At 61.2% G+C, this 13,467-nt stretch carries 12 protein-coding genes; 10 read left to right on the top strand and 2 right to left on the bottom strand.

Annotated elements, in window-relative coordinates; all coding sequences use genetic code 11:
• The first annotated feature begins 52 nt into the window (after positions 1–52).
• The 10 genes from F4Y00_01475 (at position 53) to F4Y00_01430 (ending at position 11,620) form a co-directional block, all read left to right on the top strand.
• Positions 53–1,297: a DUF4974 domain-containing protein gene (locus tag F4Y00_01475; protein MYE03635.1), complete on the top strand. Its 1,245-nt coding sequence runs from the start codon at positions 53–55 to the stop codon at positions 1,295–1,297.
• A 117-nt stretch (positions 1,298–1,414) separates the two neighbouring features.
• Positions 1,415–4,036, top strand: coding sequence for a TonB-dependent receptor (locus F4Y00_01470; GenBank protein MYE03634.1), 2,622 nt, complete (start codon positions 1,415–1,417; stop codon positions 4,034–4,036).
• Positions 4,033–4,974: a DUF4249 family protein gene (locus F4Y00_01465; GenBank protein ID MYE03633.1), complete on the top strand. Its 942-nt coding sequence runs from the start codon at positions 4,033–4,035 to the stop codon at positions 4,972–4,974. The genes F4Y00_01470 and F4Y00_01465 overlap by 4 nt, the downstream gene beginning before the upstream one ends.
• Positions 4,975–4,986: 12 nt before the next feature.
• Entirely contained in the window at positions 4,987–5,658 is a 672-nt protein-coding gene (locus F4Y00_01460) for a recombinase RecX (protein MYE03632.1), read from the top strand.
• A gap of 217 nt (positions 5,659–5,875) precedes the next feature.
• On the top strand, positions 5,876–6,196 hold the full coding sequence (locus F4Y00_01455) for a DUF3276 family protein (GenBank protein ID MYE03631.1): 321 nt from the start codon (positions 5,876–5,878) through the stop codon (positions 6,194–6,196).
• A 140-nt stretch (positions 6,197–6,336) separates the two neighbouring features.
• Positions 6,337–7,680, top strand: coding sequence for a histidinol dehydrogenase (gene hisD, locus F4Y00_01450; GenBank protein MYE03630.1), 1,344 nt, complete (start codon positions 6,337–6,339; stop codon positions 7,678–7,680).
• Entirely contained in the window at positions 7,655–8,752 is a 1,098-nt protein-coding gene (hisC, locus tag F4Y00_01445; GenBank protein MYE03629.1) for a histidinol-phosphate transaminase, read from the top strand. Before hisD ends, hisC begins: the two co-directional genes overlap by 26 nt.
• A complete protein-coding gene (locus tag F4Y00_01440) occupies positions 8,749–9,303 on the top strand; it encodes a bifunctional nuclease family protein (protein MYE03628.1) in 555 nt (184 codons plus the stop codon). Before hisC ends, F4Y00_01440 begins: the two co-directional genes overlap by 4 nt.
• Complete coding sequence (gene bshC, locus F4Y00_01435; GenBank protein ID MYE03627.1) at positions 9,215–10,975, top strand: bacillithiol biosynthesis cysteine-adding enzyme BshC; 1,761 nt, start codon at positions 9,215–9,217, stop codon at positions 10,973–10,975. The genes F4Y00_01440 and bshC overlap by 89 nt, the downstream gene beginning before the upstream one ends.
• Before the next feature lie 168 nt (positions 10,976–11,143).
• Positions 11,144–11,620: a nuclear transport factor 2 family protein gene (locus F4Y00_01430; GenBank protein ID MYE03626.1), complete on the top strand. Its 477-nt coding sequence runs from the start codon at positions 11,144–11,146 to the stop codon at positions 11,618–11,620.
• Positions 11,621–11,665: 45 nt separating this feature from the next.
• Here F4Y00_01430 and F4Y00_01425 read toward each other — a convergent pair whose 3' ends face one another.
• Together F4Y00_01425 and F4Y00_01420 are read right to left on the bottom strand one after the other, a co-directional pair.
• A complete protein-coding gene (locus F4Y00_01425; GenBank protein ID MYE03625.1) occupies positions 11,666–13,093 on the bottom strand; it encodes a sodium/proline symporter in 1,428 nt (475 codons plus the stop codon).
• A complete protein-coding gene (locus F4Y00_01420) occupies positions 13,094–13,450 on the bottom strand; it encodes a hypothetical protein (protein MYE03624.1) in 357 nt (118 codons plus the stop codon).
• Between the last annotated feature and the right edge of the window lie 17 nt (positions 13,451–13,467).

The raw sequence follows: 13,467 nt of genomic DNA, 5'->3' as shown, positions 1-13,467 counted from the left end.
CCACAGCGGCTTAACATAATGTCAACGCACCGCTCTATGCCCGGATGTTTTCGTGCCTGCGCCGTTTGAACATATTGATGCGATCGCTTTGTATCGCGACCTGACCCCGGAGCGGGCCATGGAATTGCAAGATATTCTGGCTTCCGATCCTGCTGCCGCTGCGCTCCTCCGGAAATGGTGTGCCGTACGCGCTTCGCTGGTTCGCGAAATGGGCGAAGCCTCGGCGGATCCGGAACAGTTTGTTCTGTTCGTGCTGCACGAGAGCGGGCGAGCGGCTGCGCTGACCGATTCCGAACGAATGCGTGTCGAAGAGATTGCCCCTGCATTTCGGCAAATTCTTGCAGATAGTTCCGGGCTCGCGGCTGTAGCGAGCGTCATTCGCAACGACATGCAGGATTTCGAGGCGCACTGGGCGGCGTGGTTTACGGAGGCGTCCGTTGGGGAAGCGCCTGCTTCGCCCCGTGTATCTTCTTCCCGCTCTATTCGACCTGTCCGCAGGGATCGCATCCCCTCCCGGCGGGTTCCGGCGCAAGCGCCTTCTTCCAAACGCCGCGTTTTGCAGGCAGGAATCGGCGTGGCTGCCGCAGCCGTCCTCGCAACGCTTGTGTTTTTCCTGTTCCCGGTTGACCCGGATACAGTTACGGTCCGGACTGCCGTCGCCGAAGTGCGAACGGTTGCCTTGCCGGACGGCTCCAGCGTACGCCTGCTGGATGATTCGCGTCTGACCTATGCGTCCGGTGCGATGGTCGAAGGCGGGCAGCGGCGCGTCGAATTCGAGGGGCGCGCCCTTTTCGACATTATCCCGGGTACCGACCGATTCCTGCTCGTTACGCCGGATGCGCAGGTGACGGTCCTCGGCACGTCCTTCGGCGCGCGTACCGCCGGGGATGGCACGGAAGTCGTCCTGGTAGAGGGTAGTCTGCGATTGAGCGGCCGGCGGGCCCCGGACAAGGCGGTTCTGCTTGCTCCCGGCCAGATGAGCCGTATGACGTCAGCAGGCGTTCCTTCGGACCCTGTATTCGTACGGATCCACGAACACCTCGCATGGACGGGCCTGTTCGTATTTCACGCTACGCCGGTGCGCGACATCCTTCCCCTGCTTTCCGGGCACTACGGGGTCGATATTTCGGCGGATGAGGCGTTGCTCGACGAGCGGGTGACCGGCCGGTTTGCACAGGAGGAATCGCTTGCCGGAACGCTGGACATCGTAGCCATGGCGATAGGCGCCGCCGTCGAAACGGACAAGACCGAATCCGAAGACGGCAGCGAGGGATACCACCTCACATCTTTGCGCTGACGCGAACCCCGGCGCACTTTTCCGGTACTCTCTTTTTGCGCCTTTCCCGGACGCACGGGGCTTTCTCTCTGTCCGATTCCGGAGGGCGTGTCCGAGGGTAAATCGGTATTTTGGGGCGTGCGCAGGCTGTCGGTCATATTCCTCTTTCTGCTTTTGTCGCTCCCGGCGGTGGGGCAAACCATCCGCGTCGAGGTCGAAGAAACGCCGCTGCGGGATGCGCTGCTGAGTGTGCGGGATCAGGCGGGCGTCGATATCGTGTTCTCGGAAGCGTTGGTCCTGGACCGGAACACGACCTGCACGTACGAAGGATCGTCTGTCGAGGATGCCCTTGCGTGCGTGCTCAGGCCGGCAACGCTTGAAGCGCAGCGCGTGCGCCGCAGGCAATACGTTGTAGTGCGTGCTTCCGTCGCCGACGGGGCGGGAACCGCACGCCGGTGGACGTTGCGCGGATTCGTGATCGACCGGGAAACCGGCGAAGCGCTGCCGGGTGCGCACATCTACCTTTCCGAACTGCGCATTGGCGCAGTGACGAACAATGCCGGGTATTTTGCGCTGTCTTCCCTGCCTCCGGGCGATTATGCCGTGCAGGCTTCCTTTTTGGGATATACGACCGGGGAGCGGCGGATTGCGGAGACCCCCTTGCCGGTTATCGTGCCCCTTGTCCCTGTAGCGCTGGAAGGAGGCGGCATTGTCGTGGAAGACGAACGCGCGGACTATGCGGTGGGCGCAGCTTCGCCGGGTCTGCTCAGGGAATCGGTTCGCCGCCTCGAAAGGCTTCCGTCCTTCCCCGGGGAATCGGACCTGTTCCAGGCCCTTCAGCGGTTTCCGGGTATACGCAAAGCGGGCGAACTCCACGGCGGCATGCTGATTCGCGGGGCTTCTCCCGATCAGAATCTCTATATGCTCGACGGAGCGCCTGTGTATCATCCCTGGCACGCATTCAGCCTCATTTCCATCTTCCAGACCGAGACATTCAAGGATATCAAGCTGTACCGGGGCTCTTTTCCCGTGGAATACGGGGGGAGGATATCGTCGGTCCTGGATGCGCAGATGAAGGACGGGTCACAGCAGGAACCCGGGGTGTTCATGGCGGTGAGTCCGCTCAGCGGGCGTATGGTGATCGAGTCGCCGGTGACCGCCAACAGTTCGTTCATGGCGGCGGCGCGCAGGTCCTATCTCGACAAGATTATCGGACGCGAGCACCCCGTAGAAAATGCGGACGGCCGCCGGGACACGCTCCGCACGGGATACCATTTCTACGACGCGAGCGCCAAGTACACGCACCGGTTCGGGAGCGCGGATCGATTATCGATCAGTTATTATCGCGGGGGCGATGAGCTCGACCTGCGCCTGCCGTTCGATTTGTCGCTGGATTTCTCGTCCTGGCTTCGCCCGGCGGACCTTTTCTTCGAGGTGGCTCAGGAGTGGCGGAATCAGTTGGTCAGCGCAAGATACCAGCATCTGTTTTCCGAGCGCCTTTTCGCGACGGGAACAGCGTATCTGTCCACCTACCGGGCACGCGAGAGCACCTTGCTGCGCCCGACGATCTCGGCGGTCATGCAGTCCGACTACCGGGTGGACCTGCGGGACGCGGGGATGAAGCTGGACATTGAATATTTTCAATCCGTTTCCCACCGGATAAAGGTAGGTTTGCAAGCCGGTGTGCGCGATTTTTCCTCATCGCTCGATGCGGTGATCCGCCGCTCGGCGGGAACGGTCGACCGGCATGCGCAGGAAAACGAAGCGGCGGAGCCCGAACTGGCCGTGTATGCGCAGGATGTGTGGCAATTGAACGAGCGCTGGATCATTCATCCGGGAGTGCGCCTGAATGTGTTCGGAGCCGAGTTTCGCACGGATGTCAGCCCGAGCCTCGCGCTTGAGCATGTCATGGATCCCCGGCGGCTTCGCCTGCGGGCCGGCGTCGGCCGGACCATGCAATATCTCCACAGATTGCGCGACCGCTATGCCTTTACGTACGATCTCGTGACTAGCCGCTGGATTCCGGCAAGTGAAGATATTGCGCCGTCTTCCGGGTACCAGGGATCGATGGGGCTCGAGAGCAGGCCCTTGCGGGGGCTGACCCTGCATGGGGATATGTACTGGCGTTATGTAACGGATGTCCTGCTGCCGGAGGATGAGTTTCGCAATAAAAATGAACTGGTGGGGCCGGGGATCGATGTGGGCGAATTGCTCGGGCAGTATGTGAGGGGAGAAGCGCGGGCGTACGGGGTTGAACTTTCCGCAGTCGCCGACCGAGGGCCCTGGTCCGTTCGCCTGAACTATGCAGGGGGAAGATCTCTGACACGCTCGGAGGCGTTGGGAGAAACCTCGTTCCGGCCGTCCCGATATGACGTGCCCCGATCTTTTGGGGCTCTCGTTGCCCGGGAAATCGGGAAATGGCGGGTAACCTCCATTCTGGAGGCGCGCAGCGGCTACCCGACGACGGTGCCTGTGGCGCAGTACGCCATAGGCGATCCGCTCGACGAAACGACCCGGTATTTGTACCGTCCGTTTCTGAACAACGGGCGATTGCCGCCCTATTTCCGGATGGACATAGCCGCGGAGCGCAGCTTCCGGGTGCTGGGCGCGTTCTGGCTTGCCCGTCTGCACCTGTACAACGTGACCAATCGGCGCAATGTAACAGCGCGGCAGTACCTTCCTTCGGAGCAGGGTATGGAGGTGCAGAACCGCCGCGGTCTGCCCATCCTGCCCCTGTTCGAAATCAGGATGCAATTATGAAGCCGCAGGCGATCCATAGCGTGAGGCTGGTGTTTGCAGGCATGCTGTGCGCATGCTTTGCAGCGGCGGGGTGCGATACGGTGGCTCCGGTTGACGAGGCGCAGGTCGTGGTGGAAGGATTCCTCAATTCCGGGCAGCCTCTCCAACCTGTGTTCGTACACCGGACCTTGTCGCCCCGGCAGCCCTACGATGCTGCGCAAGCCGCCGTTTCGGACGCTGCTGTGGAGATGAGGCTGGGGGATAAGTTGGTCCGGTATACGCCGGATCCGGGGCAGTCGGGCCGATATCTGCCCGAGGGAAACGGCGCCGGGGTTGCGGCTGCCGGCGACGTGTTCTCATTCAGCGCGGTCTGGAGGGATGCCGTGGTTGAGGCGAATGGCGTCGTTCCGCCCGAAATAGAAATCCTTGCCGTATCGTTCGAAATCCCGGAGGAACCCGTTTCGGCGGTGCTGCTCGACTCCCTGGCGTTGTCGGACACTCTGGCGACCGGCGCCTACACCGGGTACATATATCCGATCGAGGCCACGATCGAATGGGCTGCGCCGGAGGCGGGATTTTTTCAGGAAGAGTCCTGGGTGCGGGCGCAGTTGCAGCCTTTCACCACGTTTTCTTCTCCCATTGTGGATCTGTTTCTTCGTTCCGACGAGGTGTTCAGAGAGCAAACGCAGGAAATCAGCGCGGAACGCAAGACCTGGACCGGGGTGTATGCCGTCAGCGTACCTGAGGAAGGCGATCCGTTGCCGGAACATGGCCTGCGCGTTTCGCTGGTGCGATCCGGGCCGGATTATGCCCGGTTTGCCGCGAGCAGGGACGATCCCGACCAGCGCGAACCTGTTTCCGGCGTGCAAGGGGGGATCGGCATCTTTGCGGCAGTCTCCGTCGATTCGGTTCATGTGCAGGTGGACAGGACGGGTGGAGCGTTTCCGTCGCCGCAGTGATTCAGACCGGCCATGACGCAGGATATCGAATTCCGGTCGGGAAGCATTACGTTGCTGCGGGCGCTGGACAAATCCCCCGAGCGCGTTTCCGTGCATATTGACGGCCGGTTTGCCTTCTCTCTGCACCAGGATGTGGTCCTCGAATTCGGACTGGCGAAAGGAAAATCGCTCGGCGTCGAGGAGCAGGTGCGGATGGTCCGGCAGGACCTTGTGCTCAAGGCGCGAGTGCTCGCGTTGCGTTATATGGCCTACCGGGACCGGACGGCTGCGGAGGTCCGACGCCGGTTGCGCAAGACATATTCTGAAGAAATCGCAGATGAAGTGGTCGGGGGCCTGCGTGCGTCGGGCCTGCTCGACGATCGGGCATTTGCGGAGGCGTTTGCCGAACGCCGGTTCCGTCAGGAAGGGCATGGCCCCGTACGCGTGCGCGCCGATCTGCTGCGGAAGGGTGTGGCGCCTGCCGTACTGGAGGCTGCACTGGACGCCGTGTTCGTTGAGCAGGATGCCCTTGCGGACCGTGCGGTGGAGGTGGGGAGAACGTGGTGGGAGCGACTGTCGGGAGAGCCGGATCCCATGAAGCGAAAAAAGAAGGTTTGCGATTATCTCGTGCGCCGGGGGTATCCTTTCGATCTGGCGCGCCGTGTGGTGTTTGATCTTGCACGTGAAACGGATCGGCAAGCGTAGCCATGCCGGACGCGGGAACACAAAAAATTGTCTCCGGGTTCACAAGATCGTTATATTTTGCGGTCGGATTTTCCGCAAGGTGAATGCCGTATGCAGGGGGTTGTGCTGTTGTGTGTTGTACCGCCGGCCCCATTGATCACCATCGATATCCTATAAACAAACGTACGCTGAGCACGTGACGAACGACGAGTTGATTGGACGGGACGGCCAGGTAGATATGTATTCGCACCGCGATGAAATCTATTCGAGGCGAGTCCCCGCAGGGAAACGAACCTATTACTTCGATGTCAAGACGACCCGGTCGGGCGAGGATTTCTTCGTAACCATTACGGAGAGCAAACGCGTTTCAGAAACCCGACACGAAAAGCATAAGATCTTCCTCTACAAGGAGGATTTCGGCAAGTTCATCACGGCGCTGCACGATGTCGTGAAGCATGTGGTCGACGAGCGGCTCCCGGGATACGAATTCCGTAATCTGCCGGAGCTTACCAGTATCAACGACCGGGATCATTCCTCGGAAGGCACGAACCGCCGCTAATACGGGCGGAGACGGTCTTGCATGGAAAGCCCTGTCGCTCGAACCGGCAGGGCTTTTGCTGTTACGGGCACGGGGCCCCGGCAGGCGGCGCTGTTCGGTCGCCGCACGCTGAGTCCTTACGCAACCTTTCTCTTCTCATCATGCTTCCTGTCGTACCTTTTTGCGAGCGCCGGGAAAAACTGGAACGCCTTTTCGGTCGCAGCGCCTTGTTCGGCGACCGGATCGATGAGGCGGTACGTCGTATCGTGGAGGAAGTCCGTTCGCGGGGCGATGCGGCGGTCCTCGATTATACGGAACGGTTCGATGGGGTGCGTTCCGCTTCCTTGCGCGTGGATGTTGCTCGTCTTGCCGAGGCCCATGCCCGTTTGGATGATGCGCTGCGCGGTATCCTTGTCGAAGCCGCAGACAACATCCGGCGGTTCCATGAGAAGCAACTTCGGGCGTCCTGGTTCGATACGGAAGAAGACGGCGCCGGACTGGGGCAGCGGTACGTACCGATCGAAAGGGCGGGGGTGTACGTCCCCGGCGGCACGGCGGCGTATCCGTCCAGTGTGCTGATGAATGTCATTCCGGCGCAGGTTGCGGGCGTAGAGCATCTGTACCTCGCATCGCCGCCCGGGCCGGACGGGTTGCCGCACCCGCTTGTGCTCGCGGCGGCCCATGTTCTCGGCGTCGATCACGTATTCGCAGCGGGGGGAGCCCAGGCTATTGCCATGTTTGCTTTCGGGACGGAGACCGTGCCGCGCGTCGACAAGATCACAGGCCCCGGCAACGCCTATGTGGCGACGGCCAAGAAGCAGGTCTACGGCATGGTGGATATCGATTCGGTGGCCGGGCCGAGCGAAATCGTCGTGCTGGCCGACTCGGAGGCTGATCCGCGTTTTGCGGCGGCCGATCTGCTTGCGCAAGCCGAACACGACCCCCGGGCCTCCGCGGTGCTGGTGACTCCGGATGCAGAATTGGCGGAAGCCGTACGCGGCCATGCCGCTGCGATGACGGCAACCTTGCCGCGGCGGGCGATCGTCGAGGCTTCGCTTACCGATTACGGCGCCTGCATCGTGACCGATACGCTGGATCAGGCGGTGGAAGCAGTCAACGAACTGGCACCCGAGCACCTTGAATTGCTTGTGCGGGATCCCGAAGCGCTGCTTCCCCGGATCCGGCATGCGGGCGCTGTCTTTATGGGGCCCTTCTCGCCGGAGCCGGTAGGTGATTATTTTGCCGGTCCGAACCATGTGCTTCCTACCGGCGGCACCGCCCGGTATGCGTCGGCGCTGGGCGTGGAGGACTTTCTGCGCCGGCAGTCCGTCATTGCATGGACGGAAGCGCGGCTGGCAAGAACCGGTGCACGCATCGCCGCGTTTGCGAGAGCGGAGGGGCTGGAGGCGCATGCCCGTGCCGTGGAGGCCCGATTGACAGGAGATATTTCTACACACAGCGCCTCGAACAGGCAAGAGGATGAACAGGCAGATCCGCATGGATGAGCTCGTACGCCGCATTCGTCCGGCTGTCCGCGACCGGCGCCCGTATCTGGTAGGCCTTCCCGAGGAGACCACCGTAAAACTGAACCAGAACGAGAGCCCGTACGATCTCCCGCCCGAGATCAAGGAGGAGGTGCTCCGGGAGTTTGCGCGTATTCCGTTCAACCGGTATCCGGACGAATTTTCGGAGCGGCTGACCCGGACGTTCGCAGCGTATGCCGGATGCGATCCCGATCAGGTCATAACAGGAAATGGCTCCAACGACCTTGCCGGGCTGCTGGCTCTGGCGCTGATCGAGCGCGGTACGCCGGTGGTCCTGCCGCGTCCCATGTTTTCTCTGTATGCGAAGCTGGCGCTTCTCCACGACGGCGATCTTCTCGAAATCCCCTGCCGCGAAGATTTTCGCTTCGATACGGATGCGCTGGTCAAGGCGGCGAAGGAGCGCCGCCCGTCGCTCATTGTGCTTGCGACGCCCAACAATCCCACCGGGCTCGCGATGACGCTCGACGAGATTGCGGCGGTTGCCGACGCCTCGGAGGGATTCGTGGTCGTCGACGAAGCGTATCTGGAATTTTCGGACGAGGGGAGTGCGCTCCGGCTTATGGACGAACGCCCCAACCTCATTCTGCTTCGCACCTTTTCCAAGGCGTGCGGGCTTGCCGGGCTGCGCCTCGGTTTTCTTATAGCCCATCCCGATGTGCTGCAGGAGCTGCGCAAGGCGAGGATGCCGTTCATGATCGATCCGCTGGCCTCCGCGGCGGCGCATATCCTGCTCACCGCGTACCCGGACGTGATCGAGGAGCGCGCCCGTCGTATTCGACAGGACTGTATTGCGATTACTGCTGCTCTTGCAGTAATGGAAGACGTGGAAGTGGTACCGTCCCAAACGAATTTCGTACTATTCCGAACGCCGCAGGACGCAGCGGACCTGAAAGAGCGTTTTCTTCAGGAAGGCGTGCTTGTTCGTTCCATGTCCGGATACCCTGAGTTACAGGGTTTTCTTCGCGTAAACGCCGGAACGGAAGTCGAGAACAAGGCATTTATCACGGCGTTAAAACGTGCGCTGTCGGTATGAAATACGTAAAGGTAGATATCATCGGGCTTTCCACCACTCCTTCGAGTGGGGGTGCCGCCTATGCTCTTGTTCTGGGCGAGGTGGCGGGGGATCGCAGGCTTCCCATTATCATCGGCGCATTCGAGGCGCAGGCCATTGCTCTCGAAATGGAAAAGATTCAGCCGCCGCGGCCCATGACGCACGATCTGTTGCGTGATTCGCTGGAGGCGGTGAAGGCCGAAGTGACCGAAGTCGTCATCGACGAGCTCAGAGAGGGTACGTTCTTCGCCAAGATATGCTATACCCATAACGGGAAGACCGCCCATCTCGATTCCCGTCCGAGCGATGCCGTGGCGCTTGCCGTGCGCATGGATGCTCCCATTTATGTGGCCCCCGATGTAATGCAGGACGCCAGCATACGCCAGGAGAAGGAACCGGCCCCTGTCGCCATGACGCAACTGGAGCGGATGGAGCACCAGCTCGATGCGGCCGTCCAGGAAGAGAATTACGAGAAGGCTGCCGAACTTCGCGACGAAATCAAACGGCTTCAGAGCGAGCGTCAGCAGAATTAGCGCGGCGCCGTATATCGGGTTACGCCGTTCCCATCTTTCGTCCACCGATATGCAGGCGTCCGTAGCGCGTATTCCGTTTACCGACCTGCACGGGTTTTCGGCGCTTTTCCGGGATTACTGCACGAACTACGAAGCCCTTTCGGACTATTTCGCGGGCGACTGGAGCCGCTCCGGGGAACGGGCAAGCGCCGTCGAACGGGCCGCCGCATTCGACCGGGACCGGGATGCACTGGCCGATGCGCTGTTGCGGCAGCATGCGACCTGGGGAGACGGGGAAGCGGCGCGCGCCGGCATCGAGGCGCTGCGGGAGCCGGATACCGCAGCGGTGGTAACCGGCCAGCAGGTGGGCCTGTTTACGGGGCCGATCTATACCATTCTGAAGGCGCTTTCCGCCATCCAGCTGGCCGACCGGCTTGCCGAAGAAACCGGGCGGCGCATCGTGCCGGTGTTCTGGCTGGGGGGCGAAGACCACGATGTGGACGAGATTTCGAGGGTCGTTGCACTGCAAAGCAACCGGCCCGTCGAGTTGCGCTTGCAGGCCGATGAAGCCGGCCTTCCGGGGCCGGCGGGACGCATACGGCCGGGTAACGGGATTACGGACCGCTTGGAGGGGCTTCTTCCCGATACGGATTTCAAGGGGGATGTGCTGCGTATGGTCCGGCAAGCATACGGCGCCGGCGCAACGCTCTCCGAAGGTTTCGCCCGGATGCTCCGGGCACTGTTTCCCTGTCTGGTGATCATCAATCCCGACGACGCGGCCCTGAAACGGCTGGCCGCGCCCCTCTTCGCACGGGAAATCGAGGAAGCCGAGACCGCTGCCGCACTCGTACGCCGCGTTTCGGATGAACTGGGACAGACGTACCATGAGCAGGTGTTCGTGCGTCCGGCCAATCTTTTTCTGCTGAACGAACAGGGGCGCATTCCGCTTGATCTGGATGGCGAGGATTTTGTCGAGCGCGGTACGGGCCGGCGCATGACGCGGGCGGAAGCCCTGGAGTTGTTGCAGCGCGCTCCGGAATCCTTCAGCCCGAATGTGGTGCTTCGCCCTTTGATGCAGGACCTTCTGCTTCCCACGGCGCTGTATGTGGGCGGGCCGGGCGAGATCGCCTACTTTGCGCAGTGCCATCCCCTGTACGAATGGGCGGGCCTTCCCATGCCGCTTATCTATCCCCGTGCTGGCGCCACCTTCCTCGAACCGCATGTAGCGAAGGTGCTGGATACGTACGGGCTCGCCGTGGGGGATTTCGCGGGAGATGCGGACCGGCTTTTTCACCGCGTCGTGGTGGACTCGATGCAAGGGGATATCGAGGAGGCGTTCGACGAGGCCGCCCGGCTTCTGGGCGGGGTGGTCGATCAGGTGCGGGCGCCGCTCCGGGAAGTGGACGGTACGCTGGCGAAGGCCGCCGACGCCACCCAAAAAGCGTTGACGACCGAACTGGCCCGGTTGCGGGCAAAGGCTGTGCGGGCCGAAAAGAAAAAACAGGACCTGGTGCGCGCCCGCCTCGAAAAGGCGCAAGGAAATCTGTATCCGAACGGGGTATTGCAGGAGCGCGAGCTGTCCGTGCTGCATTTTCTCAACAAATACGGCATGGGCTTCGTGGATCTGCTGCGCGAGACGCTCGATACGGATACCGCCGAGCATCAGGTGGTGCGGTTACAGGGAGGCGGGTAGGGTGGTAAACCCTTTGCGTGGTTCAGTGTGTGCCCGAAAGGAACAGGCGCTTCGCGGCAGGGCATTTTACGGATTTGTCGCGTCATTTTGCGCCTGTTCCGTTATGCGGAAAGGATTCAATACGGGCATGGGTTGCGATCCAGGTCTTTCGGTCGTTAGATTAGGCCCATGCGTTCCGTTTTTTGCATCATACTGACGCTTGGCTTATTGACGCTTGCCGCTCCGGTTGCGGCGCAGTCTTCCGGCGACCTGTCTTCCGAAGGCGTGCGGGCCGTCATCGACCAGCTCTTCGACGGCATGCGGGCCGGCGACAGCACGATGGTCCGGGAAACGTTTCACCCGGAGGCGCGCCTGCAGTCCGCGTTCGTGCGCGACGGTCAGCCCGTGTTGAATACAGGCAGCGTGGACGGATTCGTCGAAGCGGTGGGGACCCCACATGACGAAGTGTGGGACGAAAAGATATGGGATGTGGAAATCGCCGTGGACGGCCACCTTGCCCAGGCGTGGATGAACTATGCGTTCTATCTCGGGGAGACGTTCAGCCACTGCGGCGTCAACGCCTTTCATTTTTTCCACGACGGCTCCGCCTGGAAGATTACGCAGATCACCGATACGAGGCGGAGAGAGGGGTGTGAGGTGGAGTGATTACAGGATAGATAGATGGGTCGGGTGTTGCCCGGTTGCATCGTCTCATTCTCCCTTGCGAGCTATCGCCGTTCCGGAATTGCCTGAATGTCTATAGGTCCCAAGGCGAAGTACCACCAGGCCTGAGATAACGCCGGACAGGCCTTCATAAATGTGTTGCTCCCAACCCAGCCATCGCCACAACAGTGCTACGGAAAGCCCAATCACAATAGCTGACAGACTCAAGCGCAATGAAGGCTTCCAGTCCAGGCAGAGAGCGATCAGCAGCGGAGCAAACGCGCTTGCCAGGGCCGACCAGGCCATGATGACCAAACTGAACACACTCTGGCTGTTGATCATTGCGAGGCCCAGCGCCGCCGCCGTGATGGCGATAGTCGTTCCCTTGATGAGCAGCGTACGCTCTATCCGACGGGGCAGCAGGTCGTGCGTTATCGCGGCCGAACAACTCAGTATCAGTGAATCCGCCGTGGACATGGCGGCGGCAAAGATACCGGCCAGAATCAGTCCCACCAGAGCCGGGTTTAGCATATCCACGGCCATGGTCGGCAGCGCCAATTCAGCATCGAAAGCAGGGACGTCACTCAGGTAAATACGTGAGAGGAGCCCCACGGAGGTGGCCAGAAAGTGGAAGACGGTGAACCACAGGTAGTACCAGGTTCTCGCTCGGTGCATGTGTTCGGAACTGTCCAGGGTCATAAAACGGATCATCACATGAGGCTGGCCGATCACCGACAGACCGGCGAACATCCAACCCAGGATGAATAGCACCGTACCCGCCGCCCCGGGTAACAGCAGGTTGCCGGGAAACCAGTCGGTGTAACCCGGAATACCGCCCATGGCGGAGAGCGCTGCATTGAAACCTCCTAAAGATTCGGTCGCCACGAAAAACAGTACGCCCATGGCGACGATCATGACGGTGGATTGAGCCGCGTCTGTCCAGATGGATGCGCGAATACCACCGGCAAAGCAGTAAACGGTGATCAGCACGGCCCCCAATATGGCGCCGGTGGACTGTGGCCAACCAAAGAACACATGCAGCGCCTTGGAGCCTGCGACCAGTTGTGCGCTGGCGTAAGCCAGCATGAACAGCAGCGATACCGCGCCGATGACACGTTGCAGCCAGTCGTGCGGCGCCCCATACCAGTTGGCCAATACACCGGCATAACTTACCTCGCCGGTGCGTGACGTGGCCGCCCGCAGCCTGCTGTGGACAAAGAGAGAGCTCAGGAAGTCTCCCGCGATCCAACCGAACATCAACCAGAATGCGGGGAAGCCAGTGGCATAGGTGTAGCCGATGACACCGATGAACATGAAGCCACTGTTGTTGGTCGCCACGGCGGAGAGCCCCACCAGCCATGGCTTTACGCTGCTGCCAGCCAGGTAGTAGTCATGCCGGGTGCCGCGGCTGAGCCACGCGGAAGACACCCCGATGAGGGTGAAAAAAAGCAGGAAGCCGACAAAAGAAGCGATCATCTATGTCGCAACAGCCGGGAAGTCTGCGCCGAAAAGATGCCCCTCGATCCGCCCGAGACGGGCGTTGATCTCGCTCAGTTCCTTGTAGACCTCCGCCCGGAGGTCGCTGATTTCCACCCTGATACTGGCGATTTCTTCCCGGACTTCTGCCCGGAGATCGCTGATTTCTACTCTGACACTGGCGATTTCTCCCCGGACCTCTCCCCGAAGATCGCCGATTTCTCCCCGAAGATCACCGATTTGTCCCTGGAGCTCGGCGATCTGCCTGTGCAGCTCGGCAAGCGACTTGATCATCCAGGCGATCAGGCCGGCGAGCGCTACGGCCACGGACGATATGAGAACGAGGTCGAAATCCATGCTCGATACGATTAGGG

The sequence above is a fragment of the Bacteroidetes bacterium SB0662_bin_6 genome, assembly GCA_009839485.1.
GTDB lineage: Bacteria > Bacteroidota > Rhodothermia > Rhodothermales > VXPQ01 > VXPQ01.
The sequence above is the reverse complement of the archived record's forward strand: the minus strand, read 5'-3'. Positions and strand labels throughout refer to the sequence as shown.